This window comes from Kocuria sp. CNJ-770, from assembly GCF_001942375.1.
GTDB lineage: Bacteria > Actinomycetota > Actinomycetes > Actinomycetales > Micrococcaceae > Kocuria > Kocuria oceani.
In genome coordinates this window covers 12,913-39,425 of the sequence record NZ_MKJW01000081.1, presented here as the reverse complement: position 1 = coordinate 39,425, position 26,513 = coordinate 12,913, and the positions used below count along the sequence as shown (strand labels likewise).

The window sequence follows — 26,513 nt, the reverse complement described above, 5'->3', positions numbered from 1 at the left end:
CGGACCCGTCCGTCGGCTCGCGGGTCCCTGCGCGGGTTCCGGCCCCGGCGCGCATAGGCTGTCTGCCGATGAGCACGACCACCCTGCCCCCCGAGGAGACGCTGCGGGCCGCCGAGGACGCCCTGGAGCGTGCCCGGCGGACCTATGCCCGGAAGCTGCTGCGCCTGGTGGCCGAGGAGCTCACCCGCCGGCATCCCGAGGCCGTGCGCCTGGACGTCTTCGCGGACACCGGCGCGGAGGAGCTCGAGTACGCGCTGGACGTGCTGCGCGACGCGGAGGGCGAGGCCTCCTGGGTGGATCCGGGCCGGGTCGTGGTGGTGCGCGAGACCGCCGACGACGACCTGGGCGGAACGGTCACCGTGGCCACCCGGGACGTCCGGGAGCTGGTCGTCCGGGCGTTCGAGGTCTACGAGGGGCCGGTGGTGAAGCTGCTGCGCCACGACACGGAGCAGGACGTCTACTGGCTGGACCTGCGCCGGGCCTGAGCCCGTCCGCGCCGGCGGGCCGCGGCGGCCGGGCGCTCAGGAATCCGTGGAGCTGATCTCGCCCCCGAGCTCCTCCTGGACCCGCTCGAGCTGTCCGCGGTCGTCCGAGGCCACCACCCAGTTGCCCGCGTGCAGGTAGTGGATCCCGGGGATCGCCTGGAGGTTGTCCCTCAGCTGCTGCGTCATCTGCTCGCCGTCCGCCACGGCGAGCAGCAGGTTGTAGTCGCAGGGCAGGACGGTGCTGCCCGTGCCTCCCTGGGTGCCGCGCAGCTGCTGCTCGCCGGGGCACTCCACACCGGCGTCGATGACGGCCTCGCGCAGTCCCAGGGCGTCGTCGAAGGTGGCGCCGCCCGCGGGGATCCTGGCGGCGATCGAGTCGGTGGTGAGTCCGCACCCGGTGAGGGCCACGGAGGCGAGGGCGGTCGCGGCGAGCGCGGCGGCGGGGGAACGGCGCATGAGGTGGGGTCCTTGTCGGTGGAGGAGGAGTGGCCGGACGTCGGAGCGAGTGCCGTCGCTCGTGCCCTCACGGGGATCCTATGCGCTGGGGAGCCTCCGGCGCCCCTCGTGACGGGCGACCGCGGGCCGCAGGGCCGGGATCGGGGGCGGGATCAGGGGCGGCGGGCCCGTACCGGTGCTCGGGCCGGCCGGTGCTGCCGTAGCGAAGCTGGATCTCCACGGAGCCGTCCTCGGCCAGCGCGGAGAGGTAGCGCTGGGCGGTGGCGCGGGAGATGCCGACCTTCCGGGCGATCTCCGCGGCCGAGAGCGGGGCCCCCGGCTCGAGGGCCGCCAGCACCGAGGCCTCCGTCGCGGAGCGCGGACGCTCCCCGGGGGCCGCCTCGGCCGGGTGCAGCGCGTGCAGGGCGCGGTCCACGCCCTCCTGGGTGAGCCCGTCCCGGTCGGCCAGCAGGCGGCGGTACCGGGCGTAGGCGCGCAGGGTCCGGGCGAGCCGGGGCCCGGTGAAGGGCTTGATCAGGTATGCGAGCGCGCCGCGGCGCACGGCGGTCCGGACGGAGACGGGATCGGCCGCCGCGGTGAGCATGATGACGTCCACGTCCAGGGCGCGCAGCAGGTCCAGGCCGAGGGCGTCGGGCAGGTACACGTCCAGCAGCACCAGATCGGGCTGGTGCGCGTGCACGGTGCGCATGGCCTGCTCGGCGGTCCCCACCGGGGGCAGGGCCGTGAAGCCCGGCACGGCGTTCACGTAGCCGGCGTGCAGCCGCCCCACGTGGAAGTCGTCGTCGACCACCAGGACCACCAGGTCCTCGCTCATCCCGCTCCTCCTGTTCCTCCGGCTGTTCCCCCGGGTGTCTCGCCGTCGGTCCCTGCGCCGCGCCGCACGGCGGCACGGACTCCGGTGCTCCCCGACCCGGTGCCCCCGGCTCGGGGGACCACGGTCCCTGGCAGCCGCGCGCAGAAGACGGCCCCGGGGCCGCCCGGCCGGCCCGGGGCGGCCACCCACACGTCCCCGCCCCGGCGCCGCGCCAGTTCCCGGCTGAGCGGCAGGCCGAAGCCCTGCCCGTGGGCCTCCGGCAGCCCCAGCGCCGCGACGGCGCCGTCCGGGGCAGCACCCGCAGGGGGTGCGGCAGTGGACCAGCCCTGGGCGAAGACCGGCTCCGGGTCCGCCACCGGCAGACCGTCGCCGGAGTCGGCGACCACCAGGTGCAGCGTGCCGGTGCCGCCGGCCCACTCGTCCAGCAGCTCGACCTCGACCCACCGGTCCTCGGCGGCTCCCTGGACGGCGGCGCGCACGGCGTTGTCCACGAGGTTGCCGATCACGGTGGTGACGTCCTGGGGGTCGGTGATCTGACCGCGGACGAGGGTGTCCTCGCCGATGCGCAGGACCACCCCCCGCTCGGCGGCCTCGACGCTCTTGGCGCCGAGGAAGGCCTGCAGGTACGGGTCCCGCAGCAGCTCGGCCTGCTCGGCGGGGTAGGTCAGGGGCCCGGTCTCGGTCAGTTCGGCGACGTAGCGGCGGGCCTCGTCCGTGTCGCCCAGGGCCAGCAGGCCGGTGATGGTGTGCAGACGGTTGGCGAACTCGTGGCGCTGGGCGCGCAGCGCCGTGCTGAGCGCGCCCACGGCGTCCAGCTGCCGGGTCAGGGACTGCAGCTCGGTGCGGTCCCGCACGAGCACCACCCAGCCCAGTCCGGGCAGTCCCGGCCCCGCGGGCCGCACGGCGCGGGCCGAGAGGATGAGCACGTGCGGGCCCACGACCTGCTCCACCGCCGGGGACGCGGGGGTGGCCGCGGCGAGCAGGCCGGGGAAGGAGCCGGGCAGGCCGGCCTCGGCCAGGGGCGTGCCCACGAGCCGGGACGGGTCGTCGAGGCCGAGCAGCCGCCCGGCCTCCTGGTTCACCACGGTGATGAGGCCCGCGGGGGAGACCCCGATGACGCCCTCGTCCACCCCGCGCAGCACGGCCTCCTGGTTCTGCGCGAGCGTGGCGATCTCCTCCGGCTCCAGGCCCAGGGTGAGCCGCTTGAGCCGGCGGGCGATCGCGGTGGAGGCGGCCGCCCCGAGCCCCAGGGCGAGGGCCGCGGTGGTGGCCACCGGGGCGATGTCCTCCTCCAGGCTCGCCAGGACGTCGGCCCGGGAGAACCCGACGTTGACCCCGCCGATCACCTCGGTCGCCGATCCGGGGGCGAGCACGGGCACCTTGGCGCGCGCGGAGCGGCCGAGCGTGCCCCGGGCCTGGCCGGTGAACTCCCGTCCGGCCAACGGCTCGCCCGGGTCGGTGCTGACCCGTTCGCCGAGTCGCGCCGGGTTCGGGTGCGACAGGCGGATCCCGTCCTCGTCGAAGATCACCACGAAGAGCGCGCCCGTGCGCCGGCGGGTGTCCTCGGCGGAGTCCTGCAGGGCCCCGGCAGCCAGCACCTCCGGGACGAGCCGGTCGGGGTCCGCGTCGGCGAACTCGGCCACACCGGCGCGGACGTCGTCGTCGGCGGCCACCGCCCGGGCGATCGCCAGGGCCTGGGCCTCGGCGTCGCGGCCCAGCCGCTCGTAGGTCAGCCAGCCGTAGACCCCGCCGCACAGGAGCACGACGGCCGCGACCACGGCCAGGTGGAGCAGCAGCATCCGGGCCAGGAAGCCCGGCCGTGCGCGGGATGTCGTCACGGTCCCTCCTCCGGGCGGGCGGTCGTGCGGGTGGCGGTCCGCAGCGGGCCGCCGGGGGCGGGTGACCCGGGGGAGGGCCGGCCGGCCCGCCACCCGGCTCACAGGTCGGCGAAGAAGCGGACCGCGTCCAGGTTGGGCAGGTTGATCTGGGCGTCGGCGACGGCGCGGAGGGCGGGCTTGGCGTTGTACGCCACGCCGAGGCCGGCGGCGGTGACCATGTCGATGTCGTTGGCGCCGTCGCCCACGGCGATCACGTCCTCGAGGGCGACGTCCAGCTCGGCGGCCCAGGTGCGCAGGAAGCGCTCCTTGGCCGTGCAGTCGACCACGTCCCCGACGATCCGGCCGGTCAGCCGGCCGTCGGCGACCTCCAGCAGGTTGGCGGCGTGCCGGGTGAGCTGCAGCTGCTCGGCGAGCGGGGTGAGCACGCCCAGGAACCCCCCGGACACCGCCGCCACGGCGTGGCCCTCCCGCAGGAAGGCCTTGATCAGCACGTGGGCGCCGGGGGACAGGCGCACGGCGGCGCGGACCTCGTCGATCGCGCTCGCCGGCAGCCCGGCGAGGGTCTCCACCCGGGCGACCAAGGACTGGGTGAAGTCCACCTCCCCGCGCATGGCCGCCTCGGTCACGGCCGTGACCTCGGCCTCGGCCTCCGGGCCGGCGTGGGCGGCGAGCATCTCGACGACCTCCTGCTGGATGAGCGTGGAGTCGACGTCCATGACCAGCAGCTTCTTGCGCTCCGGGTCGAGCATCGTGGTGGGCACGACGTTGACGTCCACGCCGGGCAGCAGCGGGGACAGCGGGTCCGGGCGCAGCGCGGCGAGCAGGGCGGACGCCTCGGTGCCGTGCACGCGGGCGGTGAAGGCGTTGTAGCCGGGCACCTCCGCGTCCGGGCCCGCGGAGCCGGGGCCGGTCACCCGCACGGTCGAGAACCGCTCGATCTCGGCACCGGCGTCCCGCACGAGGGTGAGGATGCGCTCACGGGCCTCCGGGTCCGGATTCTGGGCGAACGCGATCACGGCGAGGTCGGTGGTCATGCCGTCAGTGTATCCGGGTGCCCGGCCGTCCCCTGCCGCACCGGGCGCCCGCCCGGGCCGGGCGCTCACTCGGGGCGGAGCACCGCGACGTCGGAGACCAGCCGGATGTGCTCGAGCATCGCCCGGGCGGCCGCCTCGGGATCCTGCTCGCGGACGGCCCGGGCGATGGCCCGGTGCGACTCGAGGGACCGCTCGGGCCGGCCCTCCTGGCTCAGCGACTCGATGCGGGTCTCCCGGACCAGGTCGGAGATGAACGTCATGAGGCGGGCCAGCACGGCGGAGTGGGCGGCCGCGGTGACGGCGGCGTGGAACAGCTCGTCGCCCTGCAGACCGCGTCCGCCCCGGGCGATGTCGCGGTCCATGACCTCCAGGGCCTCCTCGACGGCCGCCAGGTCCTCGGGGGTGCGCCGCAGCGCCGCCAGCTCCGCGATCTTGGTCTCCACGGCGCTGCGGGCGTCGACGATGTCGGGCAGCCGGTCGGTGTGCTCGCGCAGCCCGCGCAGCACGGCCGCACTGCTGGGCCGGTAGCGCAGCACCGCCCCGTTGCCGTGCTGGACGTCGATCACCCCCAGCACCTCGAGGGCCACGAGGGCCTGCGCCACGGTGGCTCGGGAGACTCCCAGCCGCTCGGCGAGATCGCGCTCGGGCGGCAGGCGGTCGCCGGGCCGGAGCCGCTGCTCGATGACGTGGTCCAGCAGCCGCTCGACCACCTGCTCGTACAGCCGCGGCCGCTCCACGCGGTCCAGTCCCCGGGCCCCTGCCATCGCCGGCCTCCCCGTGCTCTGCGCCGGGCGGAGCGCCCGGGTCGTCGTCGTGCGGCGCCGCGGCCCCGCACCGTTGCACCTCATCGTACCCGCCCTGTTGACAAGCGGACAGGTGTCCTATTGGCTAGTCCAAAACCTGTGGTCCTGATCACATCACGGCCGCGGACCGCCGCGGGGACGATCCCCGCCACCGTCAGAAAGCAGACCCATGGGCCCTGAAGTGCTCTCCATCATCATCCTCGCCGCGATGTTCGTCGTGGCGACCGTCCTGCCCGTCAACATGGGGGCGCTGGCCTTCGTGGGCGCCTTCGTGCTGGGCGTCCTCGTGCTGGGCATGGACACCGACCAGATCCTCGAGGCGTTCCCCGGCGGCCTGTTCCTGACCATCGTGGGCGTCACCTATCTCTTCGCGATCGCCCAGAAGAACGGCACCGTGGACTTGCTGGTGCAGGGCGCCGTGAAGCTCGTGGGCAGCCGGGTGGCGCTGATCCCGTGGATCATGTTCTTCATCACCGCCGTGATCACCGCCGTGGGAGCCCTCTCCCCGGCGGCCGTGGCGATCATCGCCCCGATCGCGCTGAGCTTCGCCGCCAAGTACCGGATCAATCCGTTGATGATGGGCATGATGGTCATCCACGGCGCCCAGGGCGGCGGGTTCTCGCCCATCGCCGTGTACGGCGTGACCGTCAACGGCATCGTGGCCCAGGCCGGCCTGGACGTCAGCCCCACCGCGGTGTTCCTCTCCAGCCTGGTGTTCAACCTGCTCATCGCCGTCGTGCTGTTCGTCGCCCTCGGCGGCCGGGGCCTCGTCTCCGCCCGCGCCGAGGACTTCGTGGAGCGCGCCGCCGAGGCGCGGCTGTCCCGCAGCAAGGTCGCCGCCGGTCACGCCGGGGACAGGGACGTCGCGTTCAAGGGCTTCGGCTCCGGCATGTACGGTCCCCGCGACCCGGCCGGCTCCTCCGCGCCGCCGGCCACGGGCGGCGCGGGCCGGGAGAGTCTCGTGCCGCAGGTCGCCACCATCGTCGGCCTGGTCGTCCTGGCCGTCGTCGCCCTGGGCTTCGGCGTGGACGTCGGCTTCGTGGCCATCACCGTGGCCGTCGTCCTGGCGCTGGTCTCCCCGCAGGCCCAGAAGGGCGCGGTCAACAAGATCGACTGGTCCACCGTGCTGCTGCTCGGCGGCATGCTCACCTTCGTGGGGGTGCTGCAGGAGGCCGGCACCATCGAGTACGTCTCGGACGGGGTGGCCGGCATGGGGATGCCGCTGCTGGCCGCGCTGCTGATCTGCTACATCGGCGCCGTCGTCTCGGCCTTCGCGTCCTCGACCGCCATCCTGGCCGCGCTCATCCCGCTGGCCGTGCCCTTCCTGCTGGCCGGGGACGTCGGGGCGACCGGGCTGATCTGCGCCCTGGCGGTCTCCTCGACCATCGTGGACGTCTCCCCGTTCTCCACCAACGGCGCCTGGTGCTCGCCAACGCCCCCGCCGGCGTGGACCGCGACGCCTTCTACAAGAAGATCCTCGTCTACGCCACGGGCGTCGTCGTCATCGGCCCCCTGCTGGTCTGGGGCGTGATGGTCGCCCCCGGCTGGCTGTAGCCCCCACGCGCCCGCCCCGACCCCAGCCCGACCCGAGCCGACCCGGAGGAACACCCGATGCCCGACACCACCACCGACACCCTCGAGGGCCCGCTGGCCGGAACCCTCGTCGTCGACCTCTCCCGCGCCCTCGCCGGTCCGCACGCGGCCATGATGCTCGGCGACCTCGGCGCCCGCGTGATCAAGATCGAGAATCCCGGCACGGGCGACGACACCCGCGGCTGGGGCCCGCCCTTCGTGGGCCCCGCCGAGAACCCGCAGGCCACCTACTTCCTGTCCTGCAACCGCAACAAGGAGTCGGTCGCCCTGGACCTCAAGTCCGACGACGGCGTGCAGGTGCTCCGGGCGCTCGTGGAGCGCGCGGACGTCCTGGTGGAGAACTTCCGGCCCGGGGTGCTGGACCGGCTCGGCTTCTCCGTCGAGGAGCTGCACCGGCTCAACCCCCGCCTGGTCGTCCTGTCCATCACCGGGTTCGGCCACGACGGCCCGGAGTCCCGGCGCAGCGGCTACGACCAAATCGTGCAGGGCGAGGCCGGGCTGATGTCGCTGACCGGCTCCGGGCCCGAGGACCCGCAGCGGGTGGGCGTGCCCATCGCCGACCTGCTGGCGGGGATGAACGGCGCCTACGGGGCGCTGGCCGCCCTCCACGAGCGCGAGCGCACCGGGCAGGGCAAGGTCGTCCGGACCTCCCTGCTGTCCTCCGTGGTGGGGGTGCACGCCTTCCAGGGCACCCGGGCCACCGTCGCCCACGAGGTGCCGGCGGCCCAGGGCAACCACCACCCCTCGATCGCCCCCTACGGCCTGTTCTCCTGCCGCGGCGGGAAGGTGCAGATCAGCGTGGGCAGCGAGAAGCTGTGGCGCACCTTCGCGCAGGCCTTCGGGATCGACCCGGAGCGGGCGGGATTCGCGACCAACGCCGACCGCGTGCGCAACCGCGGGGCCGTGATCGAGGCGGTCGAGGAGGTCTTCGCCGCGCACGGTCCCGAGGAGCTGCTGGAGCACCTGGCCGAGCTCGGCATCCCCGCCGGGAAGGTGCGCACCCTGGACGAGGTCTACGCCTGGGAGCAGGTCCGCTCGCAGGGCCTGGTCGTCGGCGTCGAGCACGAGGTCCTGGGGCCCGTCGAGCTGCCCGGCCCCGCGGTGCGGTTCTTCGCCCCCGGCGACGCGGACGAGACCACCCGGCGCGCCCACGCGGCCCCGCCCGTCCTCGACCAGCACGGCGGGTCCGTGCGCGCCTGGCTGGGGACCACGGGGCCCGGCACGACCCCCCGGCCGAAGGAGGCCCGGCGATGACCGCCCAGCCCGTGCCGGAGGTCCCGGCAGGCACCGTGCACGTGCGGCGCGACGGTCCCGTGGCGTGGCTGGTCCTGGACCGCACCGACCGGCGCAACGCCCTGTCCCCGGCCATGTGGGCCGCCCTGCCCGGTCTGCTGGAGGAGCTCGACGCCGACCCGGACGTCCGCGTGATCGGGCTCCGCGGCGCCGGCGGCGTCTTCTCCGCCGGGGCGGACATCTCCGAGGTCTTCGAGTGCCTGGGCGAGCCCGGCACCGGACTGCCCCGCGGCGGGCTGCTCACCGAGGCCGAGACCGCCCTGGCGGCGGTGCACAAGCCCACCGTCGCCGCCCTGGAGGGCTACTGCATGGGCGGGGCCTGGATGCTGGCCGGGGCCTGTGACCTGCGCATCGCCACCGCGTCCCTGCGGATCGGGCTGACCCCGGCCCGCATCGGCATCGTCTTCCCCGCCTCCGGCGTCGAGGCGCTGGTCCGGCTGGTGGGCCCCGGCACGGCCTCCTACCTGCTGCTCACCGGCGACACGGTGAGCGCCTCCGACGCCCAGCGGTGGGGCATGCTCACGCGCGTGGTCGCGGAGGAGGACTTCGACCGGGTCCTCGCGGAGGTGGTCACGGGCCTGGCGCAGCGCTCGCAGCTGAGCACGCAGGCCCACAAGCACCTCGTCCGGCTCAGCGCCGGCGCCGTGCCCGGCACCCTCGGGACGGACGGGACCTCGGAGGCCCTGTTCCGGCAGGTCCTCGACGGTCCCGACGCCCGCATCGGGCAGCAGGCCTTCCTGGCCAGGAGACCACCCCGCTTCCGCTGGTCGGGCGAGGAGTTCTGGGCCGCCCGCAGCGGCGCGGCCCGCCCCGGGAAGGAGCACCGCGCCCCGATCGTCCGGGGTCGGTGGCCGCGCCGTGCCGCCCGCTCCTGACGGCGCCTCCGCCGGGCCGGTGCGCCGGGGCGGCGCACCGCGTGTCCTAGAGTGGCCGGTATGAGTGCTGTGGTGGAGATGGTGGACGTCAGCGTCGTCCGCGGGCGGAAAACCCTGCTGGATTCCGTGGACTGGGTCGTCAACGAGGGCGAGCGGTGGGTCATCCTGGGCCCCAACGGCGCCGGCAAGACCACGCTGCTGTCCATCGCGGCGGCCCGCCTGCACCCCACCCGCGGCATGGTCGACATCCTCGACGAGATCCTCGGCGCGGTCGACGTCTTCGAGCTGCGGCCGCGGATCGGCCTGAGCTCCACGGTGCTCGCCGGCCAGATCCCGGAGGGCGAGACCGTGCTCAACTGCGTGGTCACCGCCGCCTACGGCGTGACCGGGCGGTGGACCGAGAGCTACGACGACGCCGACGAGGCCCAGGCGCGGCAGCTCATGGCCGCGTGGGGGCTCGAGCCGCTGGCCGAGCGCCGCTTCGGCACCCTGTCCGAGGGCGAGCGCAAGCGCGTGCTCATCGCCCGCGCCCTGATGACCGACCCGGAGCTGCTGCTGCTCGACGAGCCGGCGGCGGGCCTGGACGTCGGCGGGCGCGAGGACCTCGTGGCCCGGCTCGACGAGCTCGCCCGCGACGCGTCGTCCCCGGCCGTCGTCATGGTCACCCACCACCTCGAGGAGGTGCCCGACGCCTTCACCCACGCGCTCCTGCTGCGGGAGGGCCGGGTGGTGGCCGCGGGCCCGGTCCGGACCGTGATGACGCAGAAGAACCTCTCCGAGACGTTCGGCCTGCCCCTGAAGCTGGTGAAGGTGGGCGACCGCTACGCCGCCTTCGGCCGTCCCTGACCGGCCGTCGTGCTGGAGACGCTGACCGACCTCGCCGCCGGCTTCCCGTTCGAGTGGTGGCAGGCCGCCCTCATCCTGCTCGCCGGGGTGGCCGCCGGGCTGATCAACACGATCGTCGGCTCGGGCACCCTGGTCACCTTCCCCGTGCTCGTGACCATGGGCGTCCCTCCGGTGACCGCCTCCATGTCCAACGCCATGGGCCTGATCGCCGGCAACCTCACGGGTGCGTGGCACTACCGCGCCGAGCTCCGGGGGGTGGAGCGGACCCTGCTCAAGCTCGTGCCCGCCTCGGCCCTGGGCGGGGTGATCGGGGCGTGGCTGCTGCTGCACCTGCCCGAGGAGGTGTTCGGCTACGCCGCGCCGGTGCTGATCGTCGTCGCCCTCGGCTTCGTGGTGCTCCAGCCCCGCCTGCAGGCGGTGGTCCGCCGCCGCAAGGACGCGCAGTCGGCCGCCGCCCGCGCGGCCGCCGAGGCCCGGGGGGAGACCCCGCGGCCCATCGACCCGGACCGCGCCGCGCAGCCGGCCTCCCTGTACCTGCTCGTGTTCCTGACCGGGATCTACGGCGGCTACTTCGTGGCCGCCCAGGGCGTGCTCCTGCTCGGCGTCCTCGGGGTGTTCCTGCTGGCGTCCCTCCAGGCGGCCAACGCGGTGAAGGTAGTGCTCGTGGCCGTCGTCAACATCGTGGCCGCGACCTCCTACATCCTCTTCGCGTTCGACCGGATCAACTGGTGGGCGGTCCTGCTCATCGCCCTCAGCTCGTCCGTGGGGGCGTGGGCCGGCGCCAAGATCGGCCGCCGGCTCTCCCCGGTCGCGCTGCGCACGGTCATCGTGGTGCTGGGCGTGGTCGCCCTGGTGAGCCTGGTCGCCGAACTGCTCTGAGCTCCCCGCCCGGCACCGGGCGGGCGCCCGGACCCGGCCCGGCTCGGGCTACCATCGGATCGACCCCCGCCGCCGCCGACGAGAGACCCCGTGACCGACTTCCCCCAGCTCCACCGCCTCGAGTCCGCCGACGACCCCCGGGTGGCCGACTACGCCCGGCTCACCGACGTCAGGCTGCGGCGCAAGCTCGAACCGGAGCGGGGCATGTACATCGCCGAGTCCTCCAAGGTGCTGCGCCGGGCGCTCGCCGCCGGGCACTCGCCCCGGTCCTTCTTCATGGCGGAGAAGTGGCTGGAGGACCTCGCCGACGTGCTCGCCGCCCACCCGGACGTGCCCCTGTACGTCGGCCCGGACGAGGTGCTCGAGCAGATCACCGGCTTCCACCTGCACCGCGGCGCCCTCGCGGCCATGCAGCGCCCCGCACCGGTGGAGCTGGAACAGCTGCTGGCCTCGTCGTCGCGGGTGGCGATCCTGGAGGACATCGTGGACCACACCAACGTGGGCGCGATCTTCCGCTCGGCCGCCGCGCTCGACGTCGACGCCGTGCTGGTCACCCCCCGGTGCGCCGACCCCCTGTACCGGCGGGCCATCCGGGTGTCCATGGGCACCGTGTTCCAGGTGCCCTGGGCGCGGCTGGAGCACTGGACCGCCGACCTGCAGCGGGTCAAGGACGCGGGGTTCACCACGGCGGCGCTCGCGCTGAGCGACGACTCGATCACCCTGCAGGAGCTCTCCGCCCGCCGCGACCGCAAGCTCGCCCTGGTCCTGGGCACCGAGGGGGACGGACTGAGGGCGGCCACCGTCCACCACGCGGACCTCACGGTGCGGATCCCGATGTCCCACGGCGTGGACTCCCTCAACGTCGCCGCGGCCTCCGCCGTGGCGTTCTGGGAGACCCGGCCCGGTCGCTGAGGCCGTCGATCGTAACGGTTCGGGCGTCGATCCCGTTCTCACCAGGGCCGTTGGCATCTGCGAAGACTATCCTGGAGGCGTCCGCCGTCGCTGCGACAACCGCGGCACCAGCCGGCGGCCGGCGGGCGGACGACCGAGAAGGTGTGTCATGAAGAAGTTGATCTCATGGCTGGCGGCACTGGTGCTGGCCATGGGGCTGGGGCTCATCGTCCCCGGCAGCGCGAACGCCGCGGCCCCGTACTGCGGCATCACCTGGGGATCCGGGGCGAAGGCCCGCAGCGGCGAGGCCAGCACACCGCGCTACCCCCACGTCACCGACGTCCGGGCGGGGGAGCACGCCTGCTTCGACCGGCTGGTGATCGACCTGGACGGCCGGCTGCGGGGCTACGACGTCCGCTACCGGGCGTTCACGGGCATCGGCTCCGGAGACCCGATCGCCCTGCGCGGACGGGACCTGGTGATCACCGCCCACGCCCCGGCCTACGACGACCGCGGCGAGGCCACGTACACGTTCCGCAACGGCTCCGAGCTCGTGGACGTCGCCGGCTACCGGACCTTCCGGCAGGTCGCCTGGGGCGGGAGCTTCGAGGCGCGGACGTCCGTCGGCCTGGGGGTCCGGGCCCGGCTGCCGTTCCGCGTGTTCGTCCTCGACGGGCCGGGCGACGGCTCGCGGCTCGTGGTCGACGTCGCCCACCGCTGGTGATCGGTCCGGACCTCCCCGCCCGGGGGCGTGAAGTCCGGGCAGGGATCCGGTAGGCTGGAGCGCTGGTGCCTCCCGCACGGGACCGCGCGCGCGTCCGTTCCACGGGACCGCGGCCGGACGACGACGGCGCACCGTCCACCGAGCGAAACCGTGCCTGGCAAAATCCAGGCACCGACAGAAGGTTTGAACCCCATGAAGACTGACATCCACCCGGACTACCACCCGGTCCTCTTCCGCGACCTGGCCTCCGGCAAGACCATCCTGACCCGTTCCACCGCCACCTCGCAGAAGACCGAGACGTGGGAGGACGGCAACGAGTACCCCATCATCGAGGTCGAGATCTCCTCGGAGTCCCACCCGTTCTACACGGGCAAGCAGCGCATCATGGACTCCGCCGGCCGCGTGGAGCGCTTCAACGCCCGCTTCAAGAACTTCGGCAAGTCCGGCAGCTGACGCCCGTCCCGCCCGCGGGATCCCGCAGCGCCGCACGCAGGCCCGGACCGGATCGGTCCGGGCCTGCGTCGTGCCCGGGGCCGCTGGGCTCCGGGCGCACGGCGCGCCACCGGGCGTAGGCTGGCCCGGGACCAGCGGCACGCAGGACGGGAGAGCACGGATGGGCCAGCACGAGCGGCGGCACGGGGAGTTCAAGGTGGTGGGCGGCAAGCTCGTGGTCGCCGACCTGAGCGTCGTCGACGGCCGCCTGGCCGACGTCTCCGTCAACGGGGACTTCTTCCTGGAGCCCGACGAGGCCCTCCAGGACATCAACGCGGCGCTCACCGGGCTGGAGGAGGACGCGTCGCCCCAGCAGATCGCCGGAGCCGTGCGGGCGGGCCTGGCGGACGACGTCGTCCTGTTCGGCTTCTCCCCGGAGGCGATCGCCACCGCGGTGCGCCGCGCCCTGGCCCGGGCCACGACGTGGGACGACCACGTGTGGGAGGTCATCCCGCCCACGGTGCGGCCGACCGTGGAGAACCTGGCCCTGGACGAGGTGCTGGCCCGGGAGGTGGGGGCCGGCCGGCGCCGGCCCGCCCTGCGGCTGTGGGACTGGGACGAGCCGTCCGTGGTGATCGGCTCCTTCCAGTCCCTGCGCAACGAGGTGGACGCGGAGGGGGCCCGGCGGCACGGCATCTCCGTGGTGCGGCGCGTGTCCGGCGGCGGCGCCATGTTCATGGAGGCCGGCAACTGCATCACCTACTCCCTCTACCTGCCGCAGACGCTCGTGGACGGGCTCAGCTTCTCGGAGTCCTACCCGTTCCTCGACCAGTGGGTGATGCAGGCGTTCCAGGAGATGGGCCTGGAGGCCTTCTACGTCCCGCTCAACGACATCGCCACGGAGCACGGCAAGATCGGCGGCGCGGCGCAGAAGCGCTTCGCCGGCGGCGGCATGGTCCACCACGTGACGATGAGCTACGACATCGACGCCCAGAAGATGACCGAGGTCCTGCGGATCGGCCGGGAGAAGCTCTCGGACAAGGGACACCGCTCGGCCAAGAAGCGCGTGGACCCGCTGCGGCGCCAGACCGGCATGGCGCGGGCCGACGTCGTGGACAAGCTGCTGGAGGTCTTCACCGGGCGCTACGCGGCCGTGCCCGGCGCGGTCGGCGAGGACGAGCTCGCCGCCGCCCGCGAGCTCGTCGACACGAAGTTCGGCACCCGGGAGTGGCTCACCCGCGTGCCCTGAGCCGGGGTGGTCCTCGTTCCCAGGGATTCCGCAGCGGCGGAGGCCTAGCATGGCCCGCGGGGGAGGCGCGCCGCCCGGCGCGGCACCCCCGCCCGCCGTCCCCGCCGACCCCGGAGCACCCCATGTCCCTCGCCGACCACGACCGCGCCCCCGCGCCGGTCCCGCCCCGTCCCCGGCACGCCGTGCGGCGGGTGCTGCTCGTGCTGCTGGGCCTCGTGCTCGTGCTGGCCGTGGCCGCCGCACTGTTCCTCTGGACCCTCGGGCGGACCTTCGACGCCCGCACGCAGGTCCTGGACGACGCCTTCCCGGCCGAGTCCGCCCGCCCGGCCGCGGGCTCGGCCCAGGACCGCGGCACCACGGTGCTGGTGCTGGGCGCCGACACCCAGCCCGGCGGACGCGCGGACGTGGGGGTGGAAGGGCAGCGGGCGGACACCGTCATGCTCGTGCACCTGCCCGAGGGCGGCGGCGAGGCCTACGTGCTCTCGATCCTGCGGGACACCTGGGTGCCGATCCCCGGCGTCGGGGAGGCCAAGATCAACGCGGCCCTCGACCTCGGCGGCGTGCCCCTGATGGTCGAGACGGTCGAGAACCTCGTCGGCACCCGGATCGACCAGGTCGCCGAGGTGGACTTCGCCGGCTTCCAGGCGCTCACCGACGCCCTGGGCGGGGTCACGGTCGACGTGCCCCAGGACTTCGTCTCGAACGAGGGCATGACCTTCGAGCAGGGCCCCGAGCACATGGACGGGGAGCGGGCCCTCGAGTTCGTCCGGGAGCGCAAGGCCTTCGCCGACGGCGACTTCCAGCGGGTGGCCAACCAGCGCACCTACCTCCGGGCGGCGCTGGAGCGGGCCCTGGCCCCGCAGACGCTGCTCAACCCGTTCCGGCTGCACGCCGTGGTCGAGGACTTCTCGCCCTACCTGGTGGTCAGCGAGGGCCTCGACGCCGGGTGGATCGCCGGGCTGGCCCCCGACCTCGCCGGCCTCTCCGCCGGGAACCTGCACCTGGCCACCGCGCCGCAGCAGGGCCTCGGCTGGTCCCCGGACGGGCAGTCGGTGGTGGTGCCGGACCTCGAGGCGATGGCCGGCCTCGGCGAGGCCATTTCGGAGGACAATCTGGGGGGATATCTTGCTACGCTGAGCGCAGACGATCAGTAGTGCCCCGCCGGAAGCCCCCCGCACCGGCGGGTTCCCCTCCCCGCCCGCAGCACGCCCCGTGATCGACCGGGACGGCCCCTCTTGACCCCCCCGAGAGAGCCATGCCGGCACACCCCCCGCCCCTTCCCCCTGGACGACGGGACCGCGCCCGCGCGGCTGTCGGCCGCCCGCCTGCTGACCGCCCTGGCCGCCCGCCCGGCCGCCCGGGTGCTGCTGCGCAGCCCTTGGCCCGAGGCCGGTGCCGCGGTGGCACGCGGCCCGGCCGCGGGTCCGGGCATGGACCGGCACCTCGCCGCCCGGTTGCGGCGCGCCGAGGGCGGGCGCCCCACGCCCCGCTCGGCCCACCAGCTCGCCGAGCTCGCCCTCGCGGCGGGCCGGGTGGCCGAGGCGGACCGCTACCTCGCCCTGGTGCCCCCCGGTACGCGGGGCCTGGCCGGGACGCGGGCCCGGCGGCACCGGCACGTGGGACGGGTCTCCGAGGCCGTGGTGGGGCTGCGCCGCGCGGTGTCCGCGGGCCTGGCCACGCCGCGCGAACGCCGGCAGCTGCACCGCTACGAGGAGGAGCTGCGGCTGCTCTCGGGCTGGCGTCCCGCCCTGACACCGGTGGTCGGCTACCGGCCGGACCCCGCCTCGGTGCTCCACGTGCTCACCGGGGACCGGCCGCGCCGCCGTGCCCCGCGGGTCCACGCGCTGCTCTCCGCGACCGCGGCCACGGGCTGGACCGTGACCGCCGTCGTCCGCCCCGGCCCGTCCCCGGACGCCCCGGCCCGGCGCCCCGCGGGCGCGTGGACCGTGGACGGCGTCGCCTACCACCGCATCCCCCCGGCCGAGCGGACGGGCACGGCCACGGCCCGGCTGCAGCACGAGGCCCAGGCGCTGCTGGAGCTGGCGCTGCGGGCTCGGCCCGCGGTGCTGCGCACCACCAGCCACGGCGACAACGCCCTCGTCACCCGGGCGGTCGCGCAGGCCCTCGGGATCCCGTGGGTGTACGAGGTGGGGGAGCTGCCGGCCGACCGGTGGGCGGCCACCCGCCCCGCCGAGGCCGCCGCGAGCGAGCGCTACCGGATGTGCTGCGCGCGGGAGGCCGAGCTCCTGAGCGCCGCGGACGACGTGGTCGCCCCGAGCCGGGCCATGCAGGACCGGCTCCGGGAGCTCACGCGCGCCCTGCCGACCGGACCGGTGCCGGCCCGTGTCGCGCCCCCGGCCGTGGAGGGACCCTACCTCGCCGACCCTCGCCCCCGGCAGGAGGCCCGCAGGGTCCTCGGGCTGCCCGAGTCCGCCCCGGTCGTGGGCGCCGTCGCGGACCTGCTCGAGCGGGAGGGCCTCGACGACCTGCTGCGCGCCGCGGCGCTCGTGGCCGAGCGGGTCCCCGAGCTGCTCGTGGTGATCGTCGGCGACGGCCCCGCCCGGGCGGAGCTGGAGGCGCTGGCCCGGCGGCTGGGACCGGCCGGGTGGGTGCGGTTCGCCGGGCGGCTCACCGACGAGGAGGTGCTGCTCCACCACCAGGCCTTCGACGTGTTCGTGGTCCCGCGCCGGGACGAGCCCGTCACCCGCTCCACGGTCCCGACCGCGGCCGTGGAGGCCCTGGCCACCGGGACCCCGGTGGTCGCCTCCCGGCTGCCGGTGCTCGCCGAGACGGTGGCCGACGGGATCACCGGGCTGCTGACCCCGGCGGAGGACCCGGAGACCCTCGCCACCGTCCTGCAGATGATGCTCGAGTGTCCGGTGGTGCGCCGGTGCCTGGGCGGGGAGGCCCGGCGCCGGGCGGTCCCGGCACGGACCTGGCAGGCCGTGGCGGCCGACGCCGCCGAGGTCTACGACCACCTGACCGGCCGGGCCGGTCCGCGGGAGGCCACCGCCTGAGCCGGCGGGGGGACCCGCTGCGGACCGGTGCTCCGGTGAGCGCCGATGTGCGGGCGGGCCGCCCGGGCCGCGCGGTCGCCTCCGTGGTGCACGCCGCGCCGGCGCGGGCTCAGGACACCTGGATGGCGGCGGCCACGCGGTCCCGCAGCTCGATGAACTCGGGGGTCGACTTCATCTCGGGGCCCACGTCGGGTCCGTACGTGGAGGCGAGGTCCACCCGCTCGTCGAGCAGGATCCGTCCCGGGCGCGGGCTCATCACCAGGACCCGGTCGCCGAGGAACACCGCCTCCTCGACGCTGTGGGTGATGAAGAAGACGGTCTGCCGCCGCTTGCGCTGGATGCGCAGCAGGTCAGCCTGCAGACGCTCCCGGGTCAGGGCGTCCAGGGCGCCGAAGGGCTCGTCCATCAGCACGACCTCGGGCTGGTTGGCCAGCACCCGGGCGATCTGGGCGCGCTGCTGCATGCCGCCCGAGAGCTCGTACGGCTTGGCCTCGCCGAACTGCGCGAGCCCCACCATCTCGAGCAGCTCGTCGGCCCGGGCGGTCCGCTCGCGCGCGGGCACCTTCCGGAACCTCGGCCCGAGCTCCACGTTGCCGCGGATGGACAGCCAGGGGTAGAGGTTCGCCTGCTGGAACACCACGCCCCGGTCCGGGGAGGGGCCGGTGATCACCTGCTCCCCGTACCGGGCCTGGCCGGCGGAGGGCGGGAGGAAGCCGGCCAGCACCTTGAGCAGCGTGGTCTTGCCGCAGCCGGAAGGGCCCACCACGCAGACGAACTGCCCGCCGGGGACGTGCAGGTCGGTCTCCGCCACCGCGTGCACCACATCGCCCGCGTCGGTCACGTAGTGGTGGCTGATCCCGTCGAGGACGAGCTGCCGGGTGGCCGTGCCCGGCCCCGTCGCCGCTCCCGCCGTCGTCGCAGCTGTCGTCGCCGCCGTGCTCCCGTGCTCCACCGGCTGGCTCATCGTCCCGCCACCTCCTCGATCGCCTCTGCGTACGGCATCTGCTGGTAGACCTCCGCGGGTGCCGTGGTGTCGATCTCCCGGGCGTCCACCAGGAACTCGGCGGTGTCCGCCAGGACGCGGCCGAGCGTTCCGTCGAAGTACTGCTCCGCCTGCTCCTGCGCGCTCAGGTAGGTGAGGCCCTCGGTCTGCTTGCGCACGATGTCCGGGGACAGGCCCAGCTGCACGGCCAGGGACTCGATCGCGGCGTCGTCCCCCGCGGCCAGCCGGCGGGCCGCGGAGTCCTGGGTGGCCGTCCACATGCGCATGAACTCGGGGTTCTGCTCGACGAAGTCGGCCGTGGCCGCGCCCATGTCGAACGTGGGCTGACCGGCCTCGGCGGTCTCCGCGCTGGTGAGGATGACGGTGCCGTCGGCCTGCAGCTCGGAGAGGGTGGGGTCCCAGACCCACGCGGCGTCGACCTCGCCGCGCTGCCAGGCGGCGAGCATCTTGTCGGGCGCGAGGTTGATCAGCTCGGTCTGGCGGTCGACACCGGCCCGGCGCAGGGCGCTGAGCAGGGAGTAGTGGGCGGTGGAGCCGAAGGGCACGGCCACCGTCCGGCCGGCCAGGTCCTCGACCGAGGTGATGGACTCGTCGCGCACCACCAGGGACTCGGCGGCGCCGATGACGTCCTGCAGCCACACCACGCGCAGGTCGATGTCCAGGGGCGGGGAGACGGCGCGCACGGCGGGGCTCGACCCCACCAGGCCGAGGTCCACGGACCCGGCGCCGAAGGCCTGCACCACGTCCCCGCCGGAGTCGAACTTCGACCAGGTGATGTCGGCGTTGGGCATGCACGTCTCGAGCATCCGCAGGTCCTTGACCGCGAGGTCCCCGTTGGGGATCGCCTGCCAGGCGATCCGGGCCGTGGTGGTGATCGAGGGGTCGGGCTCGACCGGGCACACCGCGGCGGCCTGCACCGCGTCCGGGTGCACGGTGCGCCCGGACTCGACGCAGCCCGTCGTCGTGGCGACGGCGGTGAGGACGGCGGCCAGGCAGGCCGGGCGCTTCCAGGCGTGGGGCACGGGTCAGGCCTTTCCCTGCCAGGGAACCAGCCAGCGGCTGATCCGGACGATGAGGACGTCGAGGGCCACCGCGACGATGCCGATCGTGATGATGCAGGCGATCGTCAGCGCGGTGTTGAGCTGGGTGCCGGAGAGATAGGCCAGTCCGCCGATGCCGGGGATGCCGTTGTTGAGCTCGGCGGCCACGACCGTGGTCCAGGTGAAGCCGGCCGCCAGCCGGATGCCGGAGAGGATGCTCGGCAGGGACGAGGGGAGGATCACGTAGCGGATGCTCTGCACCTTGGACGCCCCCAGGGACAGCGCCGCGTTGATCCGGTCCGCGGGCACACCGGCCACGCCCTGCACGGTGGCGATGACGATCGGCGGGAACGCCGCCAGGAACAGCAGCACGTTCTTGGAGGCGTCGCCGATGCCCAGCCAGACGATCAGCAGGCCGATGTAGCCCAGCGGCGGGAGGGCGCGCAGGAAGTTGAGGTAGGGCTCGAAGGCCACCTGCAGCCATCGGGACGAGCCCATGAGGAAGCCGACCGCCAGGCCCACGACGACCGCCGCGCCCAGGCCCACGGCGATCCGCTGGAGGGAGGCCACCAGGTGCTCCCACAGGTAGTAGTTCTGCTCACCGCACACGGTCCGGGACAGGCCCTCCGCGACCGGCCGACAGGTGTTGGCCTGCACGAACGCGTTGAGCACGGCCCCGGGGGAGGGCAGGTAGAGGGCGGGGACCAGCTGCAGCGCCGCGACCACCCACCACAGGAGCACGACCACCACCAGCACGCCCACCTGGAGGATCAGCCGCCGGCTCCGCGTCCGCCGCGAGGCGCTGCGGGCCCCGGCGGCCACGGCCTGCGAGCTCTCGCGGGACGAGTCGGTCCGGAGGGGAGCGGCGCCCGGCACGGGCGGCTCTCTGGTCGTCGCGTTCTCCGTCATCTGCGCTCTCCGGATCGTGGTGATGGTGCTCCGCGGCAACGGCCCTGCCTCAGGCGAAGGCGCTGTGGCGCACCACCTTACCGGTATGTCCGCTGACCGGTTCCGTCAGAGCACGCCCAGCCGCGCGAGCCGCCGGCGGGCGGCGGCCTCGCTGGGCCCGGTCTCGCCGAGGGCCCGCCCCACGACGGCGAGGGTGAGACCGGCCGCGCCCCGGGTGGGGAGGGGCACGGGTCCCAGCCGGGGGCGGCGCAGGCCCAGCAGGGCCAGCCGCTCCTCGGGCAGGGAGTCGGCGACGGCGGCGAAGAGCGCCCGGTAGCCCGGCAGCAGCAGAGGGTCCAGGGGCGGGCGGCGCAGGAAGCCCACGACGTCGTCCACCCGCGGCCCGCCGGCGAGCTGGGGGCCGAACGCCCGGATCCGCTCCTCGAGCCCGGCCTCGGAGCGCGGCGGGTCCACCACTCCCATCAGCCGGCCGGCCACGGCCCACTCCCGGACGTAGGCGTCCGCTCCGCCCGGGATCGGACCGCCCCACCGCTGGTGGCAGCGCAGGAACGCGTCCGTGAACGCCAGGTGCACCCACTCGGCGAGGTCGGGGTCGTTGGCGCAGTAGGGCCGCCGGAGGCCGTCGGCCCCGGTGTAGGTCCCGCGCACGCTCTCGTGCAGTCTCCGCACGTGGGCGGAGGCGCGCTGCGCGGCGGCGGTGTCCCCGTACGTGACGGTGAAGATCCAGCGGATGGTCCCGGCCAGTCGTCCCAGCGGGTCCCGCCGGTAGTCGGAGTGCTCCACCACGCCCGCCAGCGCGCCCGGGTGGAGGGCCTGGGTGAGCAGCGCGCGCACTCCGGCCGGGATGGTGGCCATGGAGCCGTGCACGGCCCACACCGCCGAGCCCGGCCGGAAGTGGCCGGCGTCCTCGCCGTCGGCCAGCGCCAGCTCCCACGCGGGGATGCCGTCCGCCTGGCCCGCGAAGGTGGTCCGCAGCCGATCCTGCAGCGGCGCCATCAGTCCCACGTGCGCGTCCTCCCGTCCCGTGCCTCGGCCCCAGTATGCGCTCCGGCTCCGACACCCGGTGCGCCGGACCCGGGGGCACTCCGGGGCGGGCGCCTCGGCACGGGGCGCACGACCGACGGGTCCGGCCCCGTCGGCGGTGTGCGGGCGCGCGGTGATCGAGGCCCGCCGGGACGGTGCGGCGGTCGGGGCGGACCGTCAGCTGCGCTCCGGCTCCACCCCGGCGACCGGCGGGGCGCCCTCCAGGAAGCGCAGCAGGGCGGGGGAGCGGGCGACGACCGTCTCGTGGTAGCGGCCCAGCAGCTCCGGGTCCCTGCCGATCACGAGCCGGTCCACGTCGTCGTCCAGGAACATGGCCAGCACTCCCCGCAGCAGCTCCAGCGCGGTCTCGTCCCGGAGCAGGGTGCGCACGGCGGCGGGCACCCGCACGGTGCGCACACCGTCGAGGACGACGTCGGCGAAGTCCGGGTTGTCGCTGTCGGTCCAGCGCACGGCGGTCGCGGAGGAGAGCACGCCCAGGGTGTCCACGGCGCCGGCCACGACGAGCGCCGCCTGCGTCAGCGCGGTCTGGCTGTCCCGGGCGCGCTCCCGGGCGCGGCGCCGGCCGCGGACCCCACGGCGCGGCCGGGTGCGGTCCACCACCAGGTACTCCAGCTGCAGGCTTCCGTCGTGCTCCTCGAGGAAGGACACGGTCACCTCCTCGGTGGGCGCGTCGCGGCGAACGCCCGTGTAGGCCCTGCGGAGCAGGTCCTGCAGCTGGGTGGAGGATCGGCTGAGGGTGCGCCCGGACAGGCTCACGGGGCGCCCGTGGGCGTCGAGGCAGCGCACGACGCGCGGCACGCCGGCCACCGCGGTGACGAGGGGAGTGTCCACGGTGGGATCGCGCCTTTCTGCCGGGATCGGGATGCCTCCCATTCTAGATGCGCATGCATCCGCCGCACCGTGGTTGCTGTGGCCGGTTGTGGGGACAACAGCCCTCCCGTCAGCGGTGACGCGGCGGCCGCCGGGGACGGGGCCGCTCGTCCCGTCCCCGGCGGCCGCCGCCTCGGCTCAGCCGGTCACGGCCAGGAGCCCTCCTCGGCGTGGGCGATGAACAGCTCGCGGATCTCGCAGCCGGCGGGCTGGGCGAGGGCGAACAGGACCGCGTTCGCCACGTTCTCCGGGTCGTTGAGCTGGGAGTCGTCCTGGGGCTTGTACTGCTCGTCGCGGTCGTCGAAGAACCGGGTCTTCATGCCGCCCGGGATGAGCTGGGTGACACCCACCTCGCCCTTGAGCTCGGCGGCCAGGGCCTGGCTGAAGCCGAGCACCCCGAACTTGGACGCGCAGTAGGCGGTGGCGTCCGAGACGCCCTTCAGCGCCAGGGTCGAGGCGACCGTGATCACCCGTCCGCGCGACTCCCGCAGCGCGGGCAGCGCCGCCCGCACGGTGGAGACCGTGCCGAAGAGGTTGACCTGGACGACCTTCTCCCACTCGGCGGTCTCCACGTCCTCGAGCCGGCCGCAGCGGTCGATGCCGGCGGCGGTGACGACCGCGTCCAGCCCTCCGGCCTCCTGCACGGCCCGCTGGACCGTCGTGGTGACGGCGGCGGTGTCGGCGACGTCCACCTGGTAGGCGGTCACGCCGTTCAGCGCGCTGATGTCCCGGTCCAGGACGATGGGGGTGCCGCCGTTGTCGCGGACCGCCTCGGCCACCGCGGCGCCGAGCCCGGAGGCCCCGCCGGTGATCAGGACGCGGCCGGGGTTGGTGGGCTGGAAACTCATGCAACTTCCTCTCTGCTGGGCACGGCCCCGCCCGCGGACGGGGCCGCGGGCGGACGTGCTGCTCCTCGTCGGAACAGGGGCAGGCCCCCGCGGACGCGGCGGCCTGGTCACTGCTACCGTAACCGGTCCCGGGCCATCGGTAAGTATGCTCATCGGGACAGCCCCGGCCCTCCGGCGCCTTCGCGGCCGGAGGGCGTCCGCCCGACGGAACAGGAGATCCATGACCACCGCAGCACCCACCACCGACCCGACCACCGAGCTCACCGTGCTGGACCCGCGGGACGGGTCCGTGGTGGGCACCGTGGCCGCGGCCACCGAGGACGAGGTCCGCGCCGCGGTCGCCGCCGCGCGCGCCGCCGCTCGGGACTGGGCGCGCACGGCCCCGGAACAGCGCGGCAAGGCCCTGCGAGCGGCCGCGGACCGCCTGTCCGAGCACGCCCGGGAGCTCGCCGAGCTCAACACCCGCGAGACGGGCAAGCCCTTCGAGGAGGCCCTGGGCGGGGTCGAGGCCGGGATCGGCACCCTCTACCAGTACGCCGAGCTCGGCCCCGTGCACCGGGGCCGCAGTCTGCGCGGGGACGTGCTGGCGGCGGACTACACCGTGGCCGAGCCGCGCGGCGTCGTCGTCGCCCTGACCCCCTGGAACGACCCCGTGGCCGTGGCCGCGGGCCTGCTCGGGGCCGCCCTGGTCTCGGGCAACACCGTGGTGCACAAGCCCAGCGAGCGCTGCCCGCACGTCGGCGCCCGGCTCGGGGAGATCCTCGCCGAGGCCCTGCCCGCCGGCGTGCTGGGCACCGTCAGCGGCGGGGCGGCCGTCGGCGAGCTGCTCACGGGGCTGCCCGGCGTCGACGTCCTGGCCCACGTCGGTTCCACCGCCACCGGCGAGGCCATCGCCCGCGCCGCCGTGGGGACCGGTGCCCACGTGATCCGCGAGAACGGCGGCAACGACGCCCTCGTGATCGACGACGACGTCGACCCGGTCTGGGCGGCGGAGCAGGCGGCCCTCGGGGCCTTCGCCAACGTGGGGCAGATCTGCGTGGCGGTCGAGCGGATCTACGTCCACCGCGCCGTGGCCGAGCCGTTCCTGGAGGCCCTCACCGAGCTGGCGCGCCGGCGCAACGCCGAGGGCGCGCTCGCGCCCCTGGTCGACGAGCGGATGCGGGAGGAGGTCCACCGCCAGGTCGCCGACAGCGTCGCCGCGGGCGCCGTCGTGCTGGAGGGGGCGCGGGTGCCCGAGGGACCCGGCGCCTTCTACCCCGCCACCGTGCTGGGCGAGTGCGCCCCGGGGATGACCGTCATGGCGGAGGAGACCTTCGGGCCCGTGGCCCCCGTCCAGGTGGTGGACAGCTTCGCGGAGGGCCTGCGGCTGGCGGCGGCCGACCGCTACGGGCTGGCCGCGACCGTCCTGACCGGCCGGATCGCCCATGCCCAGCAGGCCGTGGCGGAGCTGCCCGTCGGCACGCTCAAGGTCAACAACGTGTTCGGCGGCGCCCCGGGCGGTGCGGCGCAGCCGCGGCGGGCCAGCGGCGCGGGCTTCGGCTACGGGCCGGAGCTGCTGGACGAGATGACCCAGGTGAAGGTCGTGCACATCGAGATGCCCCCGGCCCGCGGCTGAGCCGCGCGGACGGCCCCCCGGGCCTGGTCCGGCACGACCGGTGCGGACGGCGCCCCGGGCACACCGGTGCCCGGGGCGCCGGGGGGTCAGGCCCCGGGCAGCGGCTGGAGCAGCCCGCGGACGCGGTCGGAGGGCTGCTCGCCCAGCTCCCGCGCCACGAGCGCGCGGAAGCCCTCGAACGTCCGCCGCGCCTCGGTCTCGTTGCCCAGGCCCCGGTGCGCGCGGATGAGCAGGCACACGGCGCTCTCCCGCAGGGGAGCGGCGTCCTGGACGGTGCGGGCCAGGGCCAGGGCGCGGTGGACGTCGCGGTGCGCCAGGCAGAACTCGGCCCGCTCCTCCACGGCGTTGACGTAGAGCTCCTGCAGCCGCGCCTGCTCGGCGAGGACCCAGTCGTCGTACCAGCCCGGCAGCAGCTGCACCCCGGGGCGGTCCAGCACCCACGCGTCGTCCCGTGCCGCGGACCAGGAGGCCACCGGCCGCCGCACCAGCTCGAGCAGGTGGTGCAGGTCCACGTCCACCGTCTCGGCCAGCGCCAGGCTGCCTCCCTGGCACACCACCGCCCCCGGCAGGCGGCGGGACAGCGTGAAGACGGCCGCCCGCAGGCTGCCCAGCGCGTGGTCCTCCGGGACCTCCGGCCACAGCAGCCCGGCGAGGTAGGCCCGGGACCGGGGGCCGTGGATCGCCAGGGCCGCCAGCAGCCGCTGCTGCCGCGATCCCGTCGGCACCTGGGCGCCCCGCACGGTGGCGTCCCAGCTCCCCAGCAGCCGCAGCGCGATCGTCCCCCGCTCGCCCATGAGCTGTCTCCCCCCGGCTGACCAGGCACGATGTCCGCGCCGTGCGCTCACCGCCATGCTGGGCCGCGGCCCCGGGGAAGTCAACGACATGTCGCGCCCGGCGACGAGTGCGACCGCCCCGGCCCGGACCCCGGTGACGGGGCCGGGCCGGGGCGCTCGGGAGGGGTCAGTCCCACCACTTGTGGTAGAGGCGGTCGTCGCTGCCGATCGCGCACACGTCGACCCGGTCGCGGGCCCAGGAGACCGCCGAGGGGTTGTGCTTGACCCGCCCACCGAGGCTCTCCCAGTCGCTCCAGCGGCGGTCGTACCACTTGTGCCACACGGCGTCGTCGGTGCCGACCACGAAGCAGTCGAGCCGGCCCCTGGCCCAGGACGAGGCGCCGGTCCCGCCGCGGCAGACCCCGCCGAGGCTCTCCCAGCCGCTCCAGCGGCGCCCGTTCCACCACTTGTGCCACAGGGCGTCGTCCGTGCCGAGCACGAAGCAGTCCAGCCGGTTGCGCGCCCAGGAGGAGACCCCCACGCCGCCGCGGCACCGGCCGCCCAGGCTCTCCCAGCCGCTCCAGCGGCGCCCGTTCCACCATTTGTGCCACAGGGCGTCGTCGCGGCCGATGCCGAAGCAGTCGATCCGGTCCCGGTCCCAGGAGACCGCCGCGGGATTGGACTTCAGCCGTCCGCCGAGGCTCTCCCACTCGCTCCAGCCGCGTTCGTACCACTTGTGCCACAGCGCGTCGTCGGTGCCGACGACGAAGGTGTCGAGCCGGCCCCGTGCCCAGGAGGACACGCCGGTGCCGTACCGGCAGTCGCCGCCCAGGTCCTCCCATCCCGACCAGGCGGTGGTGGTCACGGGCGCGGCGGAGCCGGCCGGCGCGGACCCCAGGGCCACCCCTGTGCCCAGCACGGCGCCGGCCGTGATGAGGTTCCTGCGTGAGATGCCGCCGGGGGCGGCGGCGGTCCGCTCGTGCGGAAGGTCCCGTGTGGTCATGGTGTGCTCCTCGACGCGGGGCGGGACCGGCCGGTCGCACGGGCTCCCGCCGCGGTGGATGGTGGCCGCGACCGGGCCGGCGCCGTCCCGCCCTCCGTCCGGGGTGGTGCGGGCACGGTCCGCCGGTCGCACGGCCATGATCCGGCCTGCGGCGTTATCCCGGTATGACTACCTCCGGG

Annotated in this window: 25 protein-coding genes and 1 pseudogene; 13 read left to right on the top strand and 13 right to left on the bottom strand. The window is 75.0% G+C overall.

Annotation, left to right across the window (positions count from 1 at the left end; genetic code table 11):
- The first annotated feature begins 68 nt into the window (after window positions 1–68).
- Window positions 69–485, top strand: coding sequence for a hypothetical protein (locus BJF77_RS06175; RefSeq protein ID WP_047802716.1), 417 nt, complete (start codon window positions 69–71; stop codon window positions 483–485).
- A 36-nt stretch (window positions 486–521) separates the two neighbouring features.
- Here BJF77_RS06175 and BJF77_RS06170 read toward each other — a convergent pair whose 3' ends face one another.
- From BJF77_RS06170 to BJF77_RS06150, 5 genes are all read right to left on the bottom strand, one after another.
- Window positions 522–941 (bottom strand): hypothetical protein, encoded by a 420-nt coding sequence (locus BJF77_RS06170; RefSeq protein ID WP_075871605.1) that lies wholly within the window; start codon window positions 939–941, stop codon window positions 522–524.
- A 67-nt stretch (window positions 942–1,008) separates the two neighbouring features.
- Window positions 1,009–1,755, bottom strand: a complete 747-nt coding sequence (locus BJF77_RS06165) for a response regulator (RefSeq protein ID WP_255396156.1) — start codon at window positions 1,753–1,755, stop codon at window positions 1,009–1,011.
- Entirely contained in the window at window positions 1,752–3,554 is a 1,803-nt protein-coding gene (locus BJF77_RS06160) for an ATP-binding protein (protein WP_075871622.1), read from the bottom strand. Before BJF77_RS06160 ends, BJF77_RS06165 begins: the two co-directional genes overlap by 4 nt.
- A 137-nt stretch (window positions 3,555–3,691) precedes the next feature.
- The gene (gene serB, locus BJF77_RS06155) at window positions 3,692–4,627 is read right to left on the bottom strand and encodes a phosphoserine phosphatase SerB (protein WP_075871604.1); all 936 of its coding nucleotides are present in this window, start codon (window positions 4,625–4,627) and stop codon (window positions 3,692–3,694) included.
- Window positions 4,628–4,692: 65 nt separating this feature from the next.
- Window positions 4,693–5,391 carry a FadR/GntR family transcriptional regulator gene (locus BJF77_RS06150; protein WP_047802712.1) on the bottom strand — a complete coding sequence of 233 codons (699 nt, stop codon included), beginning with the start codon at window positions 5,389–5,391 and terminating at the stop codon, window positions 4,693–4,695.
- Window positions 5,392–5,599: 208 nt separating this feature from the next.
- On the opposite strand from BJF77_RS06150, the pseudogene BJF77_RS06145 reads away from it, so the two are divergent.
- The 11 genes and pseudogenes from BJF77_RS06145 (at window position 5,600) to BJF77_RS06095 (ending at window position 17,229) form a co-directional block, all read left to right on the top strand.
- Window positions 5,600–6,984, top strand: a pseudogene (locus BJF77_RS06145) (SLC13 family permease).
- Between the two features lie 57 nt (window positions 6,985–7,041).
- Complete coding sequence (locus tag BJF77_RS06140) at window positions 7,042–8,277, top strand: CaiB/BaiF CoA-transferase family protein (RefSeq protein WP_075871603.1); 1,236 nt, start codon at window positions 7,042–7,044, stop codon at window positions 8,275–8,277.
- On the top strand, window positions 8,274–9,191 hold the full coding sequence (locus tag BJF77_RS06135; RefSeq protein ID WP_075871602.1) for an enoyl-CoA hydratase/isomerase family protein: 918 nt from the start codon (window positions 8,274–8,276) through the stop codon (window positions 9,189–9,191). The genes BJF77_RS06140 and BJF77_RS06135 overlap by 4 nt, the downstream gene beginning before the upstream one ends.
- A 60-nt stretch (window positions 9,192–9,251) precedes the next feature.
- Window positions 9,252–10,037: an ABC transporter ATP-binding protein gene (locus BJF77_RS06130; RefSeq protein ID WP_075871601.1), complete on the top strand. Its 786-nt coding sequence runs from the start codon at window positions 9,252–9,254 to the stop codon at window positions 10,035–10,037.
- Between the two features lie 12 nt (window positions 10,038–10,049).
- Window positions 10,050–10,916 (top strand): sulfite exporter TauE/SafE family protein, encoded by an 867-nt coding sequence (locus tag BJF77_RS06125; RefSeq protein WP_047802756.1) that lies wholly within the window; start codon window positions 10,050–10,052, stop codon window positions 10,914–10,916.
- Between the two features lie 90 nt (window positions 10,917–11,006).
- On the top strand, window positions 11,007–11,828 hold the full coding sequence (locus tag BJF77_RS06120; RefSeq protein WP_075871600.1) for an RNA methyltransferase: 822 nt from the start codon (window positions 11,007–11,009) through the stop codon (window positions 11,826–11,828).
- A 148-nt stretch (window positions 11,829–11,976) separates the two neighbouring features.
- Window positions 11,977–12,531 carry a hypothetical protein gene (locus BJF77_RS06115; RefSeq protein ID WP_047802708.1) on the top strand — a complete coding sequence of 185 codons (555 nt, stop codon included), beginning with the start codon at window positions 11,977–11,979 and terminating at the stop codon, window positions 12,529–12,531.
- 192 nt (window positions 12,532–12,723) lie between these two features.
- Window positions 12,724–12,984 carry a type B 50S ribosomal protein L31 gene (locus tag BJF77_RS06110; RefSeq protein ID WP_047802707.1) on the top strand — a complete coding sequence of 87 codons (261 nt, stop codon included), beginning with the start codon at window positions 12,724–12,726 and terminating at the stop codon, window positions 12,982–12,984.
- A gap of 160 nt (window positions 12,985–13,144) precedes the next feature.
- The gene (locus BJF77_RS06105) at window positions 13,145–14,212 is read left to right on the top strand and encodes a biotin/lipoate A/B protein ligase family protein (RefSeq protein WP_075871599.1); all 1,068 of its coding nucleotides are present in this window, start codon (window positions 13,145–13,147) and stop codon (window positions 14,210–14,212) included.
- A gap of 122 nt (window positions 14,213–14,334) precedes the next feature.
- Window positions 14,335–15,366 carry an LCP family protein gene (locus BJF77_RS06100; protein WP_075871598.1) on the top strand — a complete coding sequence of 344 codons (1,032 nt, stop codon included), beginning with the start codon at window positions 14,335–14,337 and terminating at the stop codon, window positions 15,364–15,366.
- An 81-nt stretch (window positions 15,367–15,447) separates the two neighbouring features.
- A complete protein-coding gene (locus BJF77_RS06095; protein WP_075871597.1) occupies window positions 15,448–17,229 on the top strand; it encodes a glycosyltransferase family 4 protein in 1,782 nt (593 codons plus the stop codon).
- Between the two features lie 109 nt (window positions 17,230–17,338).
- On the opposite strand, the gene BJF77_RS06090 is transcribed toward BJF77_RS06095, so the two are convergent.
- The 6 genes from BJF77_RS06090 to BJF77_RS06065 all read right to left on the bottom strand — a co-directional run bounded on the left by BJF77_RS06090 (window position 17,339) and on the right by BJF77_RS06065 (window position 22,943).
- On the bottom strand, window positions 17,339–18,193 hold the full coding sequence (locus BJF77_RS06090; RefSeq protein ID WP_083665004.1) for an ABC transporter ATP-binding protein: 855 nt from the start codon (window positions 18,191–18,193) through the stop codon (window positions 17,339–17,341).
- Window positions 18,190–19,254 carry a glycine betaine ABC transporter substrate-binding protein gene (locus tag BJF77_RS06085; protein ID WP_083665003.1) on the bottom strand — a complete coding sequence of 355 codons (1,065 nt, stop codon included), beginning with the start codon at window positions 19,252–19,254 and terminating at the stop codon, window positions 18,190–18,192. Before BJF77_RS06085 ends, BJF77_RS06090 begins: the two co-directional genes overlap by 4 nt.
- A 3-nt stretch (window positions 19,255–19,257) precedes the next feature.
- Window positions 19,258–20,181 (bottom strand): ABC transporter permease, encoded by a 924-nt coding sequence (locus tag BJF77_RS06080; RefSeq protein WP_083665002.1) that lies wholly within the window; start codon window positions 20,179–20,181, stop codon window positions 19,258–19,260.
- 105 nt (window positions 20,182–20,286) lie between these two features.
- On the bottom strand, window positions 20,287–21,177 hold the full coding sequence (locus BJF77_RS06075) for an oxygenase MpaB family protein (RefSeq protein WP_075871618.1): 891 nt from the start codon (window positions 21,175–21,177) through the stop codon (window positions 20,287–20,289).
- Window positions 21,178–21,381: 204 nt separating this feature from the next.
- Window positions 21,382–22,056 (bottom strand): hypothetical protein, encoded by a 675-nt coding sequence (locus tag BJF77_RS06070; RefSeq protein ID WP_075871596.1) that lies wholly within the window; start codon window positions 22,054–22,056, stop codon window positions 21,382–21,384.
- A gap of 185 nt (window positions 22,057–22,241) precedes the next feature.
- Complete coding sequence (locus BJF77_RS06065; RefSeq protein WP_047802163.1) at window positions 22,242–22,943, bottom strand: SDR family oxidoreductase; 702 nt, start codon at window positions 22,941–22,943, stop codon at window positions 22,242–22,244.
- Between the two features lie 220 nt (window positions 22,944–23,163).
- Here BJF77_RS06065 and BJF77_RS06060 point away from each other — a divergent pair, with 220 nt between their 5' ends.
- Window positions 23,164–24,558 (top strand): aldehyde dehydrogenase, encoded by a 1,395-nt coding sequence (locus BJF77_RS06060; protein WP_075871595.1) that lies wholly within the window; start codon window positions 23,164–23,166, stop codon window positions 24,556–24,558.
- Between the two features lie 86 nt (window positions 24,559–24,644).
- Here BJF77_RS06060 and BJF77_RS06055 read toward each other — a convergent pair whose 3' ends face one another.
- Both BJF77_RS06055 and BJF77_RS06050 read right to left on the bottom strand, forming a co-directional pair.
- Entirely contained in the window at window positions 24,645–25,352 is a 708-nt protein-coding gene (locus BJF77_RS06055; protein WP_075871594.1) for a BTAD domain-containing putative transcriptional regulator, read from the bottom strand.
- Between the two features lie 166 nt (window positions 25,353–25,518).
- Window positions 25,519–26,334, bottom strand: coding sequence for a carbohydrate-binding protein (locus tag BJF77_RS06050; protein WP_139318459.1), 816 nt, complete (start codon window positions 26,332–26,334; stop codon window positions 25,519–25,521).
- Between the last annotated feature and the right edge of the window lie 179 nt (window positions 26,335–26,513).

Excerpts from the sequence above, each read along its gene's own strand:
- BJF77_RS06075 (WP_075871618.1), bottom strand. The coding sequence starts at position 21,177 with ATGGCGCCGCTGCAGGATCGGCTGCGGACCACCTTCGCGGGCCAGGCG.
- BJF77_RS06080 (WP_083665002.1), bottom strand. The coding sequence starts at position 20,181 with ATGACGGAGAACGCGACGACCAGAGAGCCGCCCGTGCCGGGCGCCGCT.
- BJF77_RS06115 (WP_047802708.1), top strand. The coding sequence starts at position 11,977 with ATGAAGAAGTTGATCTCATGGCTGGCGGCACTGGTGCTGGCCATGGGG.
- BJF77_RS06135 (WP_075871602.1), top strand. The coding sequence starts at position 8,274 with ATGACCGCCCAGCCCGTGCCGGAGGTCCCGGCAGGCACCGTGCACGTG.
- BJF77_RS06140 (WP_075871603.1), top strand. The coding sequence starts at position 7,042 with ATGCCCGACACCACCACCGACACCCTCGAGGGCCCGCTGGCCGGAACC.
- BJF77_RS06175 (WP_047802716.1), top strand. The coding sequence starts at position 69 with ATGAGCACGACCACCCTGCCCCCCGAGGAGACGCTGCGGGCCGCCGAG.
- BJF77_RS06105 (WP_075871599.1), top strand. The coding sequence starts at position 13,145 with ATGGGCCAGCACGAGCGGCGGCACGGGGAGTTCAAGGTGGTGGGCGGC.
- BJF77_RS06065 (WP_047802163.1), bottom strand. The coding sequence starts at position 22,943 with ATGAGTTTCCAGCCCACCAACCCCGGCCGCGTCCTGATCACCGGCGGG.
- BJF77_RS06090 (WP_083665004.1), bottom strand. The coding sequence starts at position 18,193 with ATGAGCCAGCCGGTGGAGCACGGGAGCACGGCGGCGACGACAGCTGCG.
- BJF77_RS06060 (WP_075871595.1), top strand. The coding sequence starts at position 23,164 with ATGACCACCGCAGCACCCACCACCGACCCGACCACCGAGCTCACCGTG.
- BJF77_RS06110 (WP_047802707.1), top strand. The coding sequence starts at position 12,724 with ATGAAGACTGACATCCACCCGGACTACCACCCGGTCCTCTTCCGCGAC.
- BJF77_RS06050 (WP_139318459.1), bottom strand. The coding sequence starts at position 26,334 with ATGACCACACGGGACCTTCCGCACGAGCGGACCGCCGCCGCCCCCGGC.
- BJF77_RS06100 (WP_075871598.1), top strand. The coding sequence starts at position 14,335 with ATGTCCCTCGCCGACCACGACCGCGCCCCCGCGCCGGTCCCGCCCCGT.
- BJF77_RS06170 (WP_075871605.1), bottom strand. The coding sequence starts at position 941 with ATGCGCCGTTCCCCCGCCGCCGCGCTCGCCGCGACCGCCCTCGCCTCC.
- BJF77_RS06165 (WP_255396156.1), bottom strand. The coding sequence starts at position 1,755 with ATGAGCGAGGACCTGGTGGTCCTGGTGGTCGACGACGACTTCCACGTG.
- BJF77_RS06160 (WP_075871622.1), bottom strand. The coding sequence starts at position 3,554 with ATGCTGCTGCTCCACCTGGCCGTGGTCGCGGCCGTCGTGCTCCTGTGC.
- BJF77_RS06130 (WP_075871601.1), top strand. The coding sequence starts at position 9,252 with ATGAGTGCTGTGGTGGAGATGGTGGACGTCAGCGTCGTCCGCGGGCGG.
- BJF77_RS06150 (WP_047802712.1), bottom strand. The coding sequence starts at position 5,391 with ATGGCAGGGGCCCGGGGACTGGACCGCGTGGAGCGGCCGCGGCTGTAC.
- BJF77_RS06055 (WP_075871594.1), bottom strand. The coding sequence starts at position 25,352 with ATGGGCGAGCGGGGGACGATCGCGCTGCGGCTGCTGGGGAGCTGGGAC.
- serB (WP_075871604.1), bottom strand. The coding sequence starts at position 4,627 with ATGACCACCGACCTCGCCGTGATCGCGTTCGCCCAGAATCCGGACCCG.